General features: G+C 34.0%; 12 protein-coding genes and 1 pseudogene. 4 read left to right on the forward strand and 9 right to left on the reverse strand.

Annotated features, from left to right (window positions below):
* Positions 1–892: 892 nt before the first annotated feature.
* Positions 893–2,119, reverse strand: a complete 1,227-nt coding sequence (locus ACNQGJ_RS12850) for an ABC transporter permease (RefSeq protein ID WP_417973636.1) — start codon at positions 2,117–2,119, stop codon at positions 893–895.
* Between the two features lie 112 nt (positions 2,120–2,231).
* On the opposite strand from ACNQGJ_RS12850, the gene ACNQGJ_RS12855 reads away from it, so the two are divergent.
* A complete protein-coding gene (locus ACNQGJ_RS12855; protein ID WP_417973635.1) occupies positions 2,232–3,449 on the forward strand; it encodes an exo-beta-N-acetylmuramidase NamZ family protein in 1,218 nt (405 codons plus the stop codon).
* A 48-nt stretch (positions 3,450–3,497) separates the two neighbouring features.
* Here ACNQGJ_RS12855 and ACNQGJ_RS12860 read toward each other — a convergent pair whose 3' ends face one another.
* Complete coding sequence (locus ACNQGJ_RS12860; RefSeq protein ID WP_417973633.1) at positions 3,498–3,992, reverse strand: YkgJ family cysteine cluster protein; 495 nt, start codon at positions 3,990–3,992, stop codon at positions 3,498–3,500.
* A gap of 92 nt (positions 3,993–4,084) precedes the next feature.
* Here ACNQGJ_RS12860 and ACNQGJ_RS12865 point away from each other — a divergent pair, with 92 nt between their 5' ends.
* Both ACNQGJ_RS12865 and ACNQGJ_RS12870 read left to right on the forward strand, forming a co-directional pair.
* Positions 4,085–4,816, forward strand: a complete 732-nt coding sequence (locus tag ACNQGJ_RS12865; protein ID WP_417973631.1) for a class I SAM-dependent methyltransferase — start codon at positions 4,085–4,087, stop codon at positions 4,814–4,816.
* A 1-nt stretch (position 4,817) separates the two neighbouring features.
* The gene (locus ACNQGJ_RS12870) at positions 4,818–5,360 is read left to right on the forward strand and encodes a YfiT family bacillithiol transferase (RefSeq protein ID WP_417973629.1); all 543 of its coding nucleotides are present in this window, start codon (positions 4,818–4,820) and stop codon (positions 5,358–5,360) included.
* Positions 5,361–5,436: 76 nt separating this feature from the next.
* On the opposite strand, the gene ACNQGJ_RS12875 is transcribed toward ACNQGJ_RS12870, so the two are convergent.
* The 7 genes from ACNQGJ_RS12875 to ACNQGJ_RS12905 form a co-directional block, all read right to left on the reverse strand.
* The gene (locus ACNQGJ_RS12875) at positions 5,437–6,069 is read right to left on the reverse strand and encodes a 7-carboxy-7-deazaguanine synthase QueE (RefSeq protein WP_417973627.1); all 633 of its coding nucleotides are present in this window, start codon (positions 6,067–6,069) and stop codon (positions 5,437–5,439) included.
* A 196-nt stretch (positions 6,070–6,265) separates the two neighbouring features.
* Positions 6,266–7,945 carry a tetratricopeptide repeat protein gene (locus ACNQGJ_RS12880; RefSeq protein ID WP_417973625.1) on the reverse strand — a complete coding sequence of 560 codons (1,680 nt, stop codon included), beginning with the start codon at positions 7,943–7,945 and terminating at the stop codon, positions 6,266–6,268.
* Between the two features lie 10 nt (positions 7,946–7,955).
* Entirely contained in the window at positions 7,956–8,876 is a 921-nt protein-coding gene (locus ACNQGJ_RS12885; RefSeq protein ID WP_417973623.1) for a PstS family phosphate ABC transporter substrate-binding protein, read from the reverse strand.
* Between the two features lie 233 nt (positions 8,877–9,109).
* Positions 9,110–9,907 (reverse strand): energy transducer TonB, encoded by a 798-nt coding sequence (locus tag ACNQGJ_RS12890; RefSeq protein WP_417973621.1) that lies wholly within the window; start codon positions 9,905–9,907, stop codon positions 9,110–9,112.
* Between the two features lie 39 nt (positions 9,908–9,946).
* Entirely contained in the window at positions 9,947–10,510 is a 564-nt protein-coding gene (locus ACNQGJ_RS12895) for an ExbD/TolR family protein (RefSeq protein ID WP_417973619.1), read from the reverse strand.
* 19 nt (positions 10,511–10,529) lie between these two features.
* Positions 10,530–11,141, reverse strand: coding sequence for an ExbD/TolR family protein (locus tag ACNQGJ_RS12900; RefSeq protein WP_417973617.1), 612 nt, complete (start codon positions 11,139–11,141; stop codon positions 10,530–10,532).
* A 39-nt stretch (positions 11,142–11,180) separates the two neighbouring features.
* Positions 11,181–11,999, reverse strand: a complete 819-nt coding sequence (locus tag ACNQGJ_RS12905; RefSeq protein WP_417973615.1) for a MotA/TolQ/ExbB proton channel family protein — start codon at positions 11,997–11,999, stop codon at positions 11,181–11,183.
* Positions 12,000–12,371: 372 nt separating this feature from the next.
* Between ACNQGJ_RS12905 and ACNQGJ_RS12910 the strand changes: the two are divergent.
* Positions 12,372–13,892, forward strand: a pseudogene (locus tag ACNQGJ_RS12910) (helicase HerA-like domain-containing protein).
* Positions 13,893–13,910 lie beyond the last annotated feature (18 nt).

The following is a 13,910-nucleotide window of genomic DNA, read 5'->3' on the forward strand; positions in this document are numbered from 1 at the left end:
TCTTGTTTCTCGTATCAATTAACACTCATTAAAGTGTTTCTCGAAGCGGGTGCAAAAGTACAACTTCTTTTTTCAACTGGCAAGAAAATTTTGAAGTTTTTTTGAGAAATATTTTATCTCTTTTTCTTCGCTTTTTCTTATCAATTTGTCAAGGAACGTTGCGCGTTTTGCGGGGTGCAAATGTAACATCCGTTTTCTATTCTCACAAGCTTTATCGAATCTTTTTTTGAAAATAAATTTTCTCTTTTGATTCCTATTACTTGCCAGTCTTTTAAAGAACGTCTGCGTCATTGCGGGTGCAAAACTACACCCTTTATTCGCTTTTACAAGCTTTTTTAAACCTTTTTTTTAACCTTTTATTGTCTTTTTCTTTAACTCACTGATATCACGTTTTTTGAAGGAAGAAGTTTTTTATACAAAACTACAATCCAGTACCCATTACACTCGTTTTCTTGTCGAAATCCCCTATTCCAATAACGGAAGAGTACCTTCACCAGCATTTTTTCGTTTAGTACATCTTTCGAAATTCAAACACTATTGCATTATTTGTAGCTCATCAGTACGCTTTGCTTCTTCATATGGTACTTCCGTGCCATTATTCGAGTACAAGATTAAACCAACTAAAGGTTTTTGACGTTTACATTAAATCATACTAATTCTCTTTTCTATTCTCTCCTATATATAAGGGGCCAAAATATTCGTCGAAATAACTAAAAACGCTGGCTTACCAAAGTTCGCGTTAGGGATAGCAGCGGAAAGCCCACAGGAAAACGAAATGAAATGGAGTTTTGCGAGGACTTATAGCGAATAGCCCGACCGTTTATAAAAAAGAGGCTATTATCGATATCGATAATAGCCTCTTTTTTATAAACGGTAACGCCCAAATGAAAATCTAATCGAAACGTATGGCTTTAACCGGTGAAATTTTGGTTATTATATAGGAAGGAATTAATAAAACCAAAAAACAAATCGTCACGGTAAGCAGGTTTAATAAAAGTATGTATCCCCAATTTAAGTATACCGGCGCTTCATTGACGTAATAGTTCTCAGGAGGAAGTTGAATTATACCAAATTGTTGTTGGATTAGCAATAATGAGATACCTACTAAATTCCCCCAGAAAAGTCCCCTTACTATAAGATAGAAGGCGTTGTATAGAAATACTTTTCGTACTGACCAATTATTAGCTCCTAACGCTTTTAGAATTCCTATCATTTGGGTTCGCTCGAGAATCAGCACCAATAAAGCTACTACCATATTGATTGTGGCGACAAGAATCATAACTACTAATATAACGATGATGTTGAAATCAAATAGTTGAAGCCATTCGAATATGTAGCTGTATTTCTCGATTATCGTTTTAGAATCTAAAGTAGAGGCTGTTTGAGCATAGACCTGTTCTCCGGTCGATTCGATAGCATCAAAATCATTAACAAAAACTTCGAAAGCTCCGATTTGATCTGGAGCCCATTTATTAATACGCTGTATATGGCGAATATCTCCTATTATATAGGTAGCATCAAATTCTTGAAAACCTGAATTAAAAATCCCAACAACATCAAAATTCCTCAAGTTATACCCTTTTTCCTTCATGAAAAAAGTATTGAATGCATCGCCTACTTTTAAATTTAATCTATTTGCAATAAACTGCGAAATCACAACTTCTTCATTTAACTTCCCTTTGTCATTTGGAATTCTCCCTTCAACAATATATTCCTTGATATTATCCCACCTATAGTCACTCCCAACTCCTTTAAAGATAATTCCTTCAAAAGCATTTTCAGTTCTAATCATTCCGGCCTTGCTGGCAATGGCCTGAATATGCGCCACTCCAGGAACCGATTTAAATTTTGGATAAAAATCTTGTTTTTTAGAAATGGGTGTCAGCGTAACTTCGGATTGATTATTGTCATAATTTGAAATAATGATGTGTCCATTAAAGGCTGAAACTTTTTCACGGATTTTTTGCTGCAGTCCAATTCCGGTTGCTACTGAAACAATCATCATAATCATACCGATGGCAATTGCCGAGATTGCAATTTTTATAATTGGCGCAGATATGCTACTTTTATAATCTTTAGCAGTTATAAGTCGTTTGGCTATGAAATATTCTAAATTCAACTTGATTGTGTTTCTAATTTGGATTTGCTTCGCCAGTTTGCGTTGCTAAAGCCAAAAATACAGCTAAAACACGAATTACACTAATTGACCTTAATTTTATTTGAACCTACAGATGAACTCATTTTTTAAAATATCGTTTCGTTTTATATTTCTAATAATCATTTCGACTTCCTGTTCTGCCAGAAAAACAAATATAACGGGAAATATAAAATCAGATTTAGAAAAAGCTAATACCAATTTAAAGATAGGGATAAAAACCGGAGCAGATAATTACGGTACCTATTTACCATTGTTAAAAAACAAGAAGATTGGAATTGTAACCAATCAAACTGGCATTCTTTCCAATAAAATGCATTTAGTAGATTTTCTATTAGAAAAAAACGTGTCTATCCAAAAAATATTTGCCCCTGAGCATGGTTTTCGTGGCACTGCCGATGCGGGTGAACATGTTGTAGATGGAGGAGATTCCAAAACAGGATTGCCGATTATTTCACTTTATGGTGACAATAAAAAACCAAAACCAGAACAACTCGCAGGAATTGACATTATGGTTTTTGATTTACAAGATGTAGGCGCTCGATTTTACACCTATATCTCTTCGTTGCATTATATAATGGAAGCCTGTGCCGAAAATAAAATTCCACTTTTAATTCTTGATCGACCAAATCCTAACGGAAGCATTGTTGACGGTCCAATTCTTGAGTCAGCATTCACCAGTTTTGTGGGCATGCATCCCGTTCCTTTACTTCATGGGATGACAATTGGAGAATATGCAAAAATGATTAATGGCCAGAAATGGCTAAAGAATAAAGTCTCATGCAAATTGACCGTTATTCCCTGTCTAAACTACAACCGAAAGATGAGCTATAGTTTACCTGTAAAACCTTCACCGAATCTGCCGAATGATCAAGCCGTGAATCTTTATGCAAGCTTATGTCTTTTTGAAGGTACAAATGTAAGCGTAGGACGAGGAACTGAAAAACAATTTCAAATTTATGGTTCTCCTTATTTACCTAAAAGTGATTTTAGTTTTATTCCAAAACCTAATTTCGGCGCGCAAAATCCTATTTACATTGGAATACAATGTTATGGAGAAGATTTATCTGCAGCTCCAAAAGTGAATAAAATGGAATTAAAATGGTTGATTAAAGCCTATCAGAACACAACAGACAAATCAAAATTCTTCAATCCTTTTTTTACTAAACTTTCAGGAACTAAAAAATTACAACAGCAAATAGAAGCCGGGACTTCAGAAGATCTAATCAGAGAAGGCTGGAAAAAAGGGTTACTTGAGTTTAAGGAAATGAGATTAAATTATTTGATATATTAATCCTCACCCCAGCCCTCTCCAAAGGAGAGGGAGACGAAATGGAAATTTTTAAAGAGGCAATTTCTTTTTCATTTCTTCAACAATATTAAAAGCTGCCGGACAAATAGCTACGTTTTTCAACGTTAAGTCCGTGATTTGTTGAAACTTTTTCCGATCGGTATGTGGAAATTCTCTACATGCTTTTGGACGTACATCATAAATCATGCATGCATTTTCAGTATCCAGAAAAGTACATGGCACACTTTGCAACACATAATCCCTGTCTTCATCAATGCGAAGATATTGCTCGATAAATTGTTGTGGTTTTTGACGTAAATATTTTGAAACACGCTCAATATCCGCATCCGTAAATAATGGACCAGTAGTTTTACAGCAGTTCGCACACTTTAAACAATTCGTTTTCTTAAATTCAGCATCATGCAAATCCTGCATCACGTAATCCAAATTCTTTGGCGTCTTCTTTTTCAGCTTATCGAAATACTTTTTATTTTCGATATGCTTATCTTTGGCTTCTTTAGGAAGATTGTCTAAAATAGTGTTCATTCGTAGCTTTGTTTTTTCGTTTATTCGATAAAACATTTCGCGAAATTACTTAAAACAAATCAACAAATAACTAAATTAACACATCAACTATAATGAAAGACCTTTTTGGCAAAGCCATACTTGATTTTCAAACTAATAATTCCCCAGAAGATTTAATCACGGAAACCTCTATTTCTGAAGAAGATGAAATGAGTGTTGAATATTTATTTCGTTCCTATGAAGAAATGCCAAAACTGGAGCAGAAAGCCTTACAAATTGCGAATGGAAAAATTTTGGATGTAGGTTGCGGCGCAGGAAGTCATAGTTTGTATTTACAAAACGAAAAAAATCTTGCTGTTCATTCGATTGACATTTCTCAAAATGCAGTTGAAGCCTGCAAACTTCGTGGATTGAAAAATGTTCAAGTTCAAAATATTCTTGCAATGGATTCTAATAATCCTGAAAATAAATTTGACACCATTTTATTATTAATGAACGGTACTGGTATATTTGGAACACTAAAAGATACCACAAAATTTTTACAGAAACTAAGAAGCTTGCTAAACGCGAACGGACAAATTCTAATTGATTCGTCCGATATAATTTACATGTTTGATAATGACGAAGATGGCGGAAAATGGATTCCCAGCAGTGGTTATTATGGCGAATTGACTTTTACAATACGTTATAAAAACGAAAAAGAGGACCAATTTCCTTGGCTTTACTTGGATTATAACACTTTGCAAAATGCGGCTTTCGCCAATGGATTACAAAGCGAGTTAATTCTTGAAGGGGAGCATTATGACTATTTAGCGCGACTTTCGATTAAAACCACTATTTTATAGTATGGAAAATATCACATTAGAGAAATTACGATATCCAATCGGAAAATTTATCGTATCGGAAAGCTACTCCACCGCATATCTTACTGCTAAAATAACTGAAATTGCAAGTTTTCCCGAACGACTTAAAAAAGAAGTGATTTATTTAACCGAGGAACAACTTGAAACACCCTATCGTCAGAATGGCTGGACAGTTCGCCAAGTGATTCATCATTGCGCGGACAGTCACATGAATTGTTTCATTAGAATCAAATGGGCGCTGACCGAGGATCAACCAACAATAAAATTTTATCATGAAGATCGTTGGGCTGAATTAGATGATAATGTAGCAATGCCTATCCAACCTACTCTTTCTTTTCTGGAAGGCTTACACTTTCGCTTGGCTTATTTAATGAATGGGTTATCAGAAGCTGATTTACAAAAATCTTTTATTCACCCTGAAGCAAACGCGGTATTTCAAATAAAGGAAATAATTGGAACCTATGCGTGGCATGGAAACCATCATTTAGCACACATCACGGAATTAAAAAAACACAAAGGCTGGTAATACTCGTGTGAACTTTTTTGCTATAAATGAAAAATCCCAAATACAGTTTTAAACAGCATTTGGGAATTTTTATTTTTTAAGGAATATTCAAATATTTATGAGTCTGTAACGAAACGCGCCATTTCGGATTGTTCATTACATAATCAACAATTTGCGGTGTCATTTCTTCTTTTTTACTCCATTCTGGCTGCAAAAATAAAATCGCATTATTATTCACTTTTTCAGCTTGCTCTTCGGCAAAAATAAAGTCATGCTTGTTGTAAATGATAACTTTTAACTCATGTGCATTATCATAAACAGTCTGTGTTGGTAATTTATTTTTCTTTGGAGATAGACAAATCCAATCCCAAGCTCCCGTAAGCGGATAAGCACCTGAAGTTTCGATATGAACCTTTCTATCATTCTCTTTTAACTTTTGCGTCAGCAAAGACATGTCCCACATTAATGGTTCACCGCCAGTTACCACAACAGTTTCAGAGTATTTACTTGCATTTGCTACAATTAAGTCAATTGCCGTAGGTGGGTGTAATTCAGCATTCCAGCTTTCTTTCACATCACACCAGTGGCAACCTACGTCACATCCACCAATTCTAATAAAATATGCGGCTGTCCCAGTATGATATCCTTCCCCTTGAATAGTGTAGAACTCCTCCATTAGTGGAAGCATGGCACCTCTATTAACTTCTAATTGAATTTCTTTTGATAACATTTTTTTATTTTAAAGTGCAAAGATAGTTAATTTGAAAATGAGTTAATTTGAAAACCGAGACTAAAGTAAATTTTCAACGGTTTAAAAATGTAAAAATGAATTCTATAAAAATAAATGCAAAAACGGTCGTAAATAGTACTCATAAAAAAAACCGATAGCCAAATAGGCTACCGGTTTTTGACATTAAAAACTTTAATTATTTTAAAATCTTAACAGATTCCAAAGCATAATTATTTGCTGGATCCAAAGCTAATGTTTTATTAAAATACTCAATAGCTTTAGGTTTATCTGTATTAGCAAAGCTTGCTGCCATATTATTATAGCTTTCAATAAATTTAGTTTTTACTGCTGGTTTAGCAAGTTCCTCTGCTCCTAACTCTGTTGTTTTTGCAACATAATCTTCATAATTCTTAACCATAACGTCATCTTTTTCAAGCAATCTATTAGTTCTTGCTCTGTAAAGATATGCTTCTAGATAAGTTGGAGAGGCTATCAATACTTTTTGGAAAGCTGCATCAGCTTTTTGCAATGCCACTACATCCACTTTTATATCTGTCTCTCTATTGATATTAGCATAATAATGCGCTAAACCATAATATATATTATCATCTAGAAAATTTGTTGATTCTGTAGTGTTCGCTCCAAATTCAAATATTGCAGCTGATTCGCTGTATAATTTTTGTGCAAATAATTTTTTACCAACTTCACTTAATTCCTGTACTGCCAAAGGTTCCATTTCTATTGCCTTTTTAATGTCAACCATACCAGAACTAAATGCAGTAGGGTCAATTGACAAACCATCAGCGCTGGTTCCTTTGTTGATTTTAGTCAACCCTAAATATAAATAATCTAATGCTATTGCTTTGTTCCCTGGAGAATTGATAAAACTTTCTAAAGATTTAATCGCTACATCAGCATTTCCATTTTTATAAGCGGCATATCCTAAATAACGAAAGATTCTTGGATTAACTTTGTCTAATTCACTCATTTTATTAGCTTCTGCTTCAAGCGCAACGTAATCCTCTATTAAGATTAGAAAATCAGCACGTCGCATTCTAGAGTTAAGCGAATAATCGGTTAAAGACATGTATTTATCATAATATCCTAATGCCGTTTTATAACTTGCGGCAGCTTGAGAAGGTTTATTACGTGCCATTTTATAATAAGTCTCTGCTAATTCTCTGTAAACTGGTCCATAATTAGGGTTTATCGCTATAACTTCATTATAAGCTTTTAAAGCTTCATCATAAGATTTAGCTCCTTTCAACAAAACCCCCAATTGCATTTTGGCTCTTAACAAAGTATTATCTGCTTGAAAAGCAGCTCTATAAGCTACATAAGCTTCATTTTGTTTACCATCACCATAGTAAGCGTCTCCTAATGCTAATTGTAGTTGAGCATCTTGAGGATTATTGATCACAGCACGATTCAAAACTGCAATTGCCTTTTTGTAATCAGGCTTTTCAGCATTCATATATGCTCTTGCTTGGTAAACATACTCTTCAAAATCTTTTCTACGCATGTCTTTAGTTGCCAGCACAAATTTTGCTTCAGCAGCCGTTACATCGTTTTTATCTAAATCCATTTGGCCTAAACCGATGTGATTTAAATTAGCATCATCCGAAGCTTTTAATCCATTTTGGAAATAAATTTTAGCGGAATCTTGCACATTTTGAGTAAGATATATATTCCCTAAAGTAAAGAAAGCTTCTCCATTAGATGGCTTCTCTTTAATAATTGATTTTAAAATCGATTTGGCGCTTTCGAACTGCTCAGCATCGATCGCTTTCTTAGCTTGATTAATATCTTGAGCTTGAGTCGAAAAAGCTGTGGCCAATATGGCAACGCTTAAGGTCGTTAATTTATTCATTTTCATCGTAGTTAATTTATTTTTTATTATTTTGGTTTTTTGTTATTGTCAATTTCCTACCAGGAATACGTACAGGTAACAAACCAGATTTTAAAATTATTCTTTGCCCGATATCACCACCTACAAATGAAGCAAAACCCATTCCTAGTCCAGAATATCCTTGACAATTAATGATATACAAATCACGTGCCAAAGGATATTTTTTTTCTGCTATATTATTTTGGGTAGGCAAAAAGTACTCATTCCCCGTTAGCCCTTTTACGCGTAATGTAGTTACATTATTTACAAACTTCTGCATCGCCGGCTTAGGCTGTGAAAGCCAGTTAACTCCAACAACTCCAATCAAACCCTTGTTTTCTGAAACATGTTTAATAACTTGGTCATTGGTTTTAAATGAGAAAATACCTTTCTGAGATATCGCATTTATACCTGCCAAAGAATTCATGTAGCGTACCGTACTTGAGTTTAAGTTATCAAAAACTAGTCCCTTAATTGATGCGACAGGCTTCCCCTGCATAAAATTAATGACATCTTTTAGCGATACGACGGTATCTTTATTACTTTTATTAGCGATAAAAGCTATAGCATCGGTAGCAAATACAGTTATTTTAGGATTAATTTTTCTTTGTTCAAAGATCTTCCGTTCTTCGGTTGTCAATGTTCTAGATAAAATAGCTATAGCACCTTTTTCATTAAACAAAGAATTTACAGTTTCAGATTCTGATTTTGAAATAATTTTTATTTTAGCCTCGTATTTATTTTCAAAAACAGCTACCTGATCTTCAATAATGGGAGTCAAAGTTTCATCTATAAAAATAGAAGCTGAACCTTTTAAAATGGTTTCGGCGTTTTCTGATTTATTCGTTTGATTGCATGCGATCAACAACATACTTACTAAGAAAAGAAAAACGTAGGGAATTTTGGCAAAATTTTTCATAACCTAGTTGTTATTATCATTAATTATTCGAAAAAATCTAAAAGAAGCATAGACAATTAGTAAAACTCCAAAAGCAATTCTATAAATAGGCTCCATTGCAAGCGGAAAATTATTCATAAAGATAATGAATAGACCTGCAACAAGATAGACCAGAAAAAACAAAATTCCTAAAACAAGAAGAAATCGCTCTTTAAGCGATTTCTTCTTAATATTATTAAGTATGTTATTTAACATTACTCTGCAGATTGAATGGTTATTGGTAACGAATAAAGCACTCGAACCGGTTTACCATTTTGTACCCCAGGAGACCATCTTGGTGATTTTTTCAAAACACGAATCGCTTCTTTCCCTGTACCATAACCAATATCTCTAATTACCTTAATATCAGTTAGAGAACCGTCTTTTTCAACAACAAAAGTAACGTAAACTTTACCTTTTAATCCATCTTCTTCTGGAGTTTGATAATTATCACCAACGAATTTATAAAATTTATTGATTCCTCCTGGAAAATCAGGTTTAACTTCAATACCAGCAGTATTATAAATTTGGTTATCAACTTCTTCTACAACAGCAGCTGTTCCTGTACCTACGGGCTCAACAGTTAAGACCGCATCTGGATCCCCTTTAATCGTTACCGCACCTAATTTTTTGTCTTTAATTTCAACAATTTTCGGCGGTTCCTCAGTAACTTCTTCTGCTTTAGCCACAACAGGTTTCACAAATTTAACCTGATCCACTTTTGGTGGTGGTGGTGGTGGTGGTGGAAGGTTTTTAATTGGCTCTTCTTTCTTAGGTGGCAATTTTATAGCAGTGATTTTTATATCCCTGTCAATCTCTTGTTCTTCACCTTTAGGAATTAAGTTTAGAATAAGAGGAGCTGCAACAGCAACACTAAAAAAGAGAGCTCCAAGAATAAGCGCTTTTATCGTCGTTTTTCTGTTTGACTTTCTTAACTCATAAGCTCCGTAAGTTTTGTTACGTCCTTCGAATACGATATCAAGCCATTGGTTTTTTAATATGTCTAATTTCATTTTTCTTAATTATTAGGTTATTGGGGAATAAGAATAAACTTATTTTCCTTCTAACAATTTTTGTTCTTCAGCAGAAAATTCAGGAACGATAGCGTAATTACCAAAATCGCCTATCCCAACAATTGCCATTTCATCAAGTATATCAATTAAATTTTTGTAATTTGATTTCTTACTTGGTTTGATGATAACAATTAATCCGTTTTTAGGTTTACCTTTAGCTGCCGAGTAAGCCAAAACTGATTTCTGTCTAGACAATAGCTCTTTACGGATACCATCTTTTCCAAAAGGCAAATCTTTAGGTCCACCTATTGGTGTAGCTAGCAAACCCACATAATAAACTAACTTATTATCATCACCTAACAAGATTGTCATCGTACGATTTTCATCAACTTTCATGTCGATATTATCTTTGTTAGGATCTTTATCTGGCAACCCCAAGCTCATTGATTGTGGTTTTGACAACGTTGTAGTCAGCATGAAAAATGTGATTAATAAGAAAGCCAAGTCCACCATAGCAGTTAAATCTACTTTCGCGTTCATTTTTTTACTTCTTACTTTACCACCTTTTCCGCCTCCACCGTCGCCGGTATTTAATTCAGCCATTATAGTGTATGTTTTTTAATTAAAAATCTTCTCCTCTTAAACCAGTAACTAAACTAAAGCTATTGATTTTTTGCTCTTGCAAAATATCCATCACTTTTCTAATGGCTGGATATTCTTCTTTTGCATCCCCTTTAATGGCTATTTGCAATTCTTTATCGTTAACCTCTATATTTGCCTTTCGCGCATTGTAAACCCATTCTTTCAACTGATTATCTAGTGAATCAATAGGAATGCCGGGTTGTCCTGCTTTACTCCTATCCGCTGCTTTCATTTCAATGATTTGCTTAAGACTTTGAATTGGTACTCCGAAATCATCCATCATAGAAAAAATCTTTTTGTCATCATCAGTAAAACTAACACTGTATTTTTCTGACATCAACTCTAACGTTCTCATTCTGACGTCTCTTCCTTTCAAATCAAAGAAAACTTTCCCTTTTCCTACAGTCAATGTAGCCAAATCCGTTTCCGGCAATTTAGTCTGAACTGTTGAAGTAGGAGTATCTACAGGCAATGCTTCTGGTATTTTGGCTGTTGAAGTCATTACAAAGAAGGTAAGCAAAAGGAATGCGACATCACACATCGCAGTCATATCTGTAGACCCCGGATTTTTATTTATTTTTATTTTAGCCATTCTTTTTGTTTTTTATTTGATATAAAAATCAACCTAATATTATTGCTTCAAACTTCCTCTGAATCCTCTGTAAGAATTTACAATTGAAACAGCAGCTTCATCAATTGAATATGTTAAATCATCAATTTTTGAAGTAAAGAAATTGTAAGAGATAATTGCTACAGCTGAAGTTCCAATACCTGTTGCTGTATTAATAAGCGCTTCGGAAATACCACTTGCAAGAGCTGCTTGATCTGGAGTTCCAGCAGAAGCCAATGCTCCAAACGCTTTAATCATACCTGATACAGTTCCTAACAAACCAATAAGTGTCCCTAAAGAAACCAAAGACGAAATAATTGTCATGTTTTTTTGCAACATTGGCATTTCAAGTGAAGTAGCTTCTTCAATTTCTTTGTGAATAGTCTCTGATGCTTCCTCGCTATTAAATCCTTCTTTTTTAACTTCTTGATATTTTACTAAAGCGGATTTAATTGCATTAGCCACAGAACCTTGTTGTTTATCACAAGAAGCTATTGCTTCTTCGATTTCACCTGATTTTATACTCGCTTGTATTTTTGTCATAAAGGTATCTAACTTACCTTTACCAGCTGCTTTTGATATTACAAAATATCTTTCAATAGAGAAAACGAGAACCATCAATAACATTCCTAATAATACCGGTACAATTGCTCCTCCGTGATAAACTTGCCCCAAAGCGTTCAATGGAACCCCTGTTTCAGGATTTCCTCCCTCAAAATTCGAAGGAGAACCCATGATGAATTTCCAGATCAAGATACCAACAAATACACATGCAATAATAATGATACCTGAAACCATTCCTCCACCGTTTGAACTGCTTTCTTTTTTAACGTTTGCCATTTTTTTTAATTTAATAGTTTTAAATAATTTATTTTAGTTGTAATAAACTTGTATTGGAGCAAATTTATATTTTTAGTTTAAATAAAAAAACTTTTTTTAATTTTATTATAGTTAAATTTATTTCAAAAACACATTTGTAATTTAGCACTTTGCATTTATATCAATATACTCAAACAAATCTACTCTTTTACGAAAAATAACGTATTTTTTTATGACTTATTAACACAATATTTCAATAACAAGCAAACTTTTACTAAAACCAGTATTTTATGTTATTAACAATAAAAAAGCAGGAAAACAGCGGTATGCACTAAAATATAAGGTTTTTTAAAAAATATAGCCCCTTAAAAATGATTTAAATCTAAACTTATTATGAGCAGAAATGAAGATTTTATACAACATATCACAGACGGATATCGTTGTCACGGAGAAAGCATTACTCTTGGCGGAGCCATATTAGACGGTGAAGCTTTACCCAATACACTTGTGAAAATACCATTAAAAACATTAAACCGTCATGGATTAATTGCAGGGGCAACTGGAACCGGAAAGACTAAAACCATACAAGTATTGTCGGAATAATTATCAACTTTTGGAATACCAGTACTGATGATGGATATAAAAGGTGATTTTAGTGGTATTGCTATGGAAGGTCAGGAGAAACCTTTTATTACCGAACGTCATACTAAAATAAACATACCTTATCACACAGCAAGTTTTCCAGTCGAGTTATTGAGTTTATCGGAACAAAATGGAATCCGTCTTCGCGCTACCATATCTGAGTTTGGACCGATTTTATTTTCTCGAATTTTAAATTTAAATGACACTCAAGCTAGTGTTGTTTCTGTTATCTTCAAATATTGTGACGATCATAAAATGCCTTTACTGGATTTAAAAGATATTAAAAAAGTAATCCATTATATCACTGAAGAAGGAAAAGACGAAATTGAAGAAAGCTATGGCAAAATTTCCACCTCGACAACAGGCACTATTCTTAGAAAAATAATACAATTAGAGCAACAAAGTGCTGCCCTTTTTTTTGGAGAAATGTCTTTTGATGTGACCGATTTAATGCGCATTGATGAAAATGGAAAAGGGTACATTAATATCGTAAGACTGACTGACATTCAAGATAAACCAAAATTATTTTCGACATTTATGCTTAGCTTATTAGCTGAAATTTACCAGCAAATGCCTGAAAAAGGAGATTCAGATCAACCCGAATTAATTGTTTTTATTGATGAAGCTCATTTAATTTTCAATGAAGCAAGCAAAGTATTGTTAGAACAACTAGAAGTTATTGTAAAACTTATTCGCTCGAAGGGCATTGGGATTTACTTTATTACTCAAAATCCAATGGACATTCCGAGCGGCATTTTGGCGCAATTGGGTTTAAAAATCCAGCACGCTTTAAGGGCTTTTACAGCAAATGACCGAAAAGCTATTAAACAAACGGCAGACAATTATCCAACATCCGAATACTACAAAACCGATGAGATTTTAACCAGCCTTGGGATTGGAGAAGCATTCGTTACGGCGCTAAACGAAAAAGGAATTCCAACACCACTTGCAGCAACGATGATGCGTGCTCCGATGAGCAGAATGGATATTTTAACCGAAAGTGAAATTCAAGAAATTAATGCCAAATCCAAACTGGTAAAAAAATATAGCGAACTTATTGACCGCGAAAGCGCTTACGAAATGCTGAACCAAAAAATCACCATTGTTGAAGAAGAAGCTGCCGATCAACAACAGCAAAAAAAATCTGAACAAGAAGCAAGTAAACGTCCGAGTACCGAGAGTGCACTAGGAAAATCGGTTATAAAAGTATTGACAAGTGCAACTTTTATAAGAGGTGCTTTTGGTATTCTAACAAAAATGTTTAAAAAATAAAGTTGATTATTACGCTCC

The organism is Flavobacterium cryophilum (assembly GCF_048286555.1).
Taxonomy (GTDB): domain Bacteria; phylum Bacteroidota; class Bacteroidia; order Flavobacteriales; family Flavobacteriaceae; genus Flavobacterium.

Bases quoted from the DNA above. Each gene is read 5' to 3' on its own strand.
- ACNQGJ_RS12855 (WP_417973635.1), top strand. From the start codon at position 2,232: ATGAACTCATTTTTTAAAATATCGTTTCGTTTTATATTTCTAATAATC.
- ACNQGJ_RS12860 (WP_417973633.1), bottom strand. From the start codon at position 3,992: ATGAACACTATTTTAGACAATCTTCCTAAAGAAGCCAAAGATAAGCAT.
- ACNQGJ_RS12865 (WP_417973631.1), top strand. From the start codon at position 4,085: ATGAAAGACCTTTTTGGCAAAGCCATACTTGATTTTCAAACTAATAAT.
- ACNQGJ_RS12870 (WP_417973629.1), top strand. From the start codon at position 4,818: ATGGAAAATATCACATTAGAGAAATTACGATATCCAATCGGAAAATTT.
- ACNQGJ_RS12875 (WP_417973627.1), bottom strand. From the start codon at position 6,069: ATGTTATCAAAAGAAATTCAATTAGAAGTTAATAGAGGTGCCATGCTT.
- ACNQGJ_RS12880 (WP_417973625.1), bottom strand. From the start codon at position 7,945: ATGAAAATGAATAAATTAACGACCTTAAGCGTTGCCATATTGGCCACA.
- ACNQGJ_RS12885 (WP_417973623.1), bottom strand. From the start codon at position 8,876: ATGAAAAATTTTGCCAAAATTCCCTACGTTTTTCTTTTCTTAGTAAGT.
- ACNQGJ_RS12890 (WP_417973621.1), bottom strand. From the start codon at position 9,907: ATGAAATTAGACATATTAAAAAACCAATGGCTTGATATCGTATTCGAA.
- ACNQGJ_RS12895 (WP_417973619.1), bottom strand. From the start codon at position 10,510: ATGGCTGAATTAAATACCGGCGACGGTGGAGGCGGAAAAGGTGGTAAA.
- ACNQGJ_RS12900 (WP_417973617.1), bottom strand. From the start codon at position 11,141: ATGGCTAAAATAAAAATAAATAAAAATCCGGGGTCTACAGATATGACT.
- ACNQGJ_RS12905 (WP_417973615.1), bottom strand. From the start codon at position 11,999: ATGGCAAACGTTAAAAAAGAAAGCAGTTCAAACGGTGGAGGAATGGTT.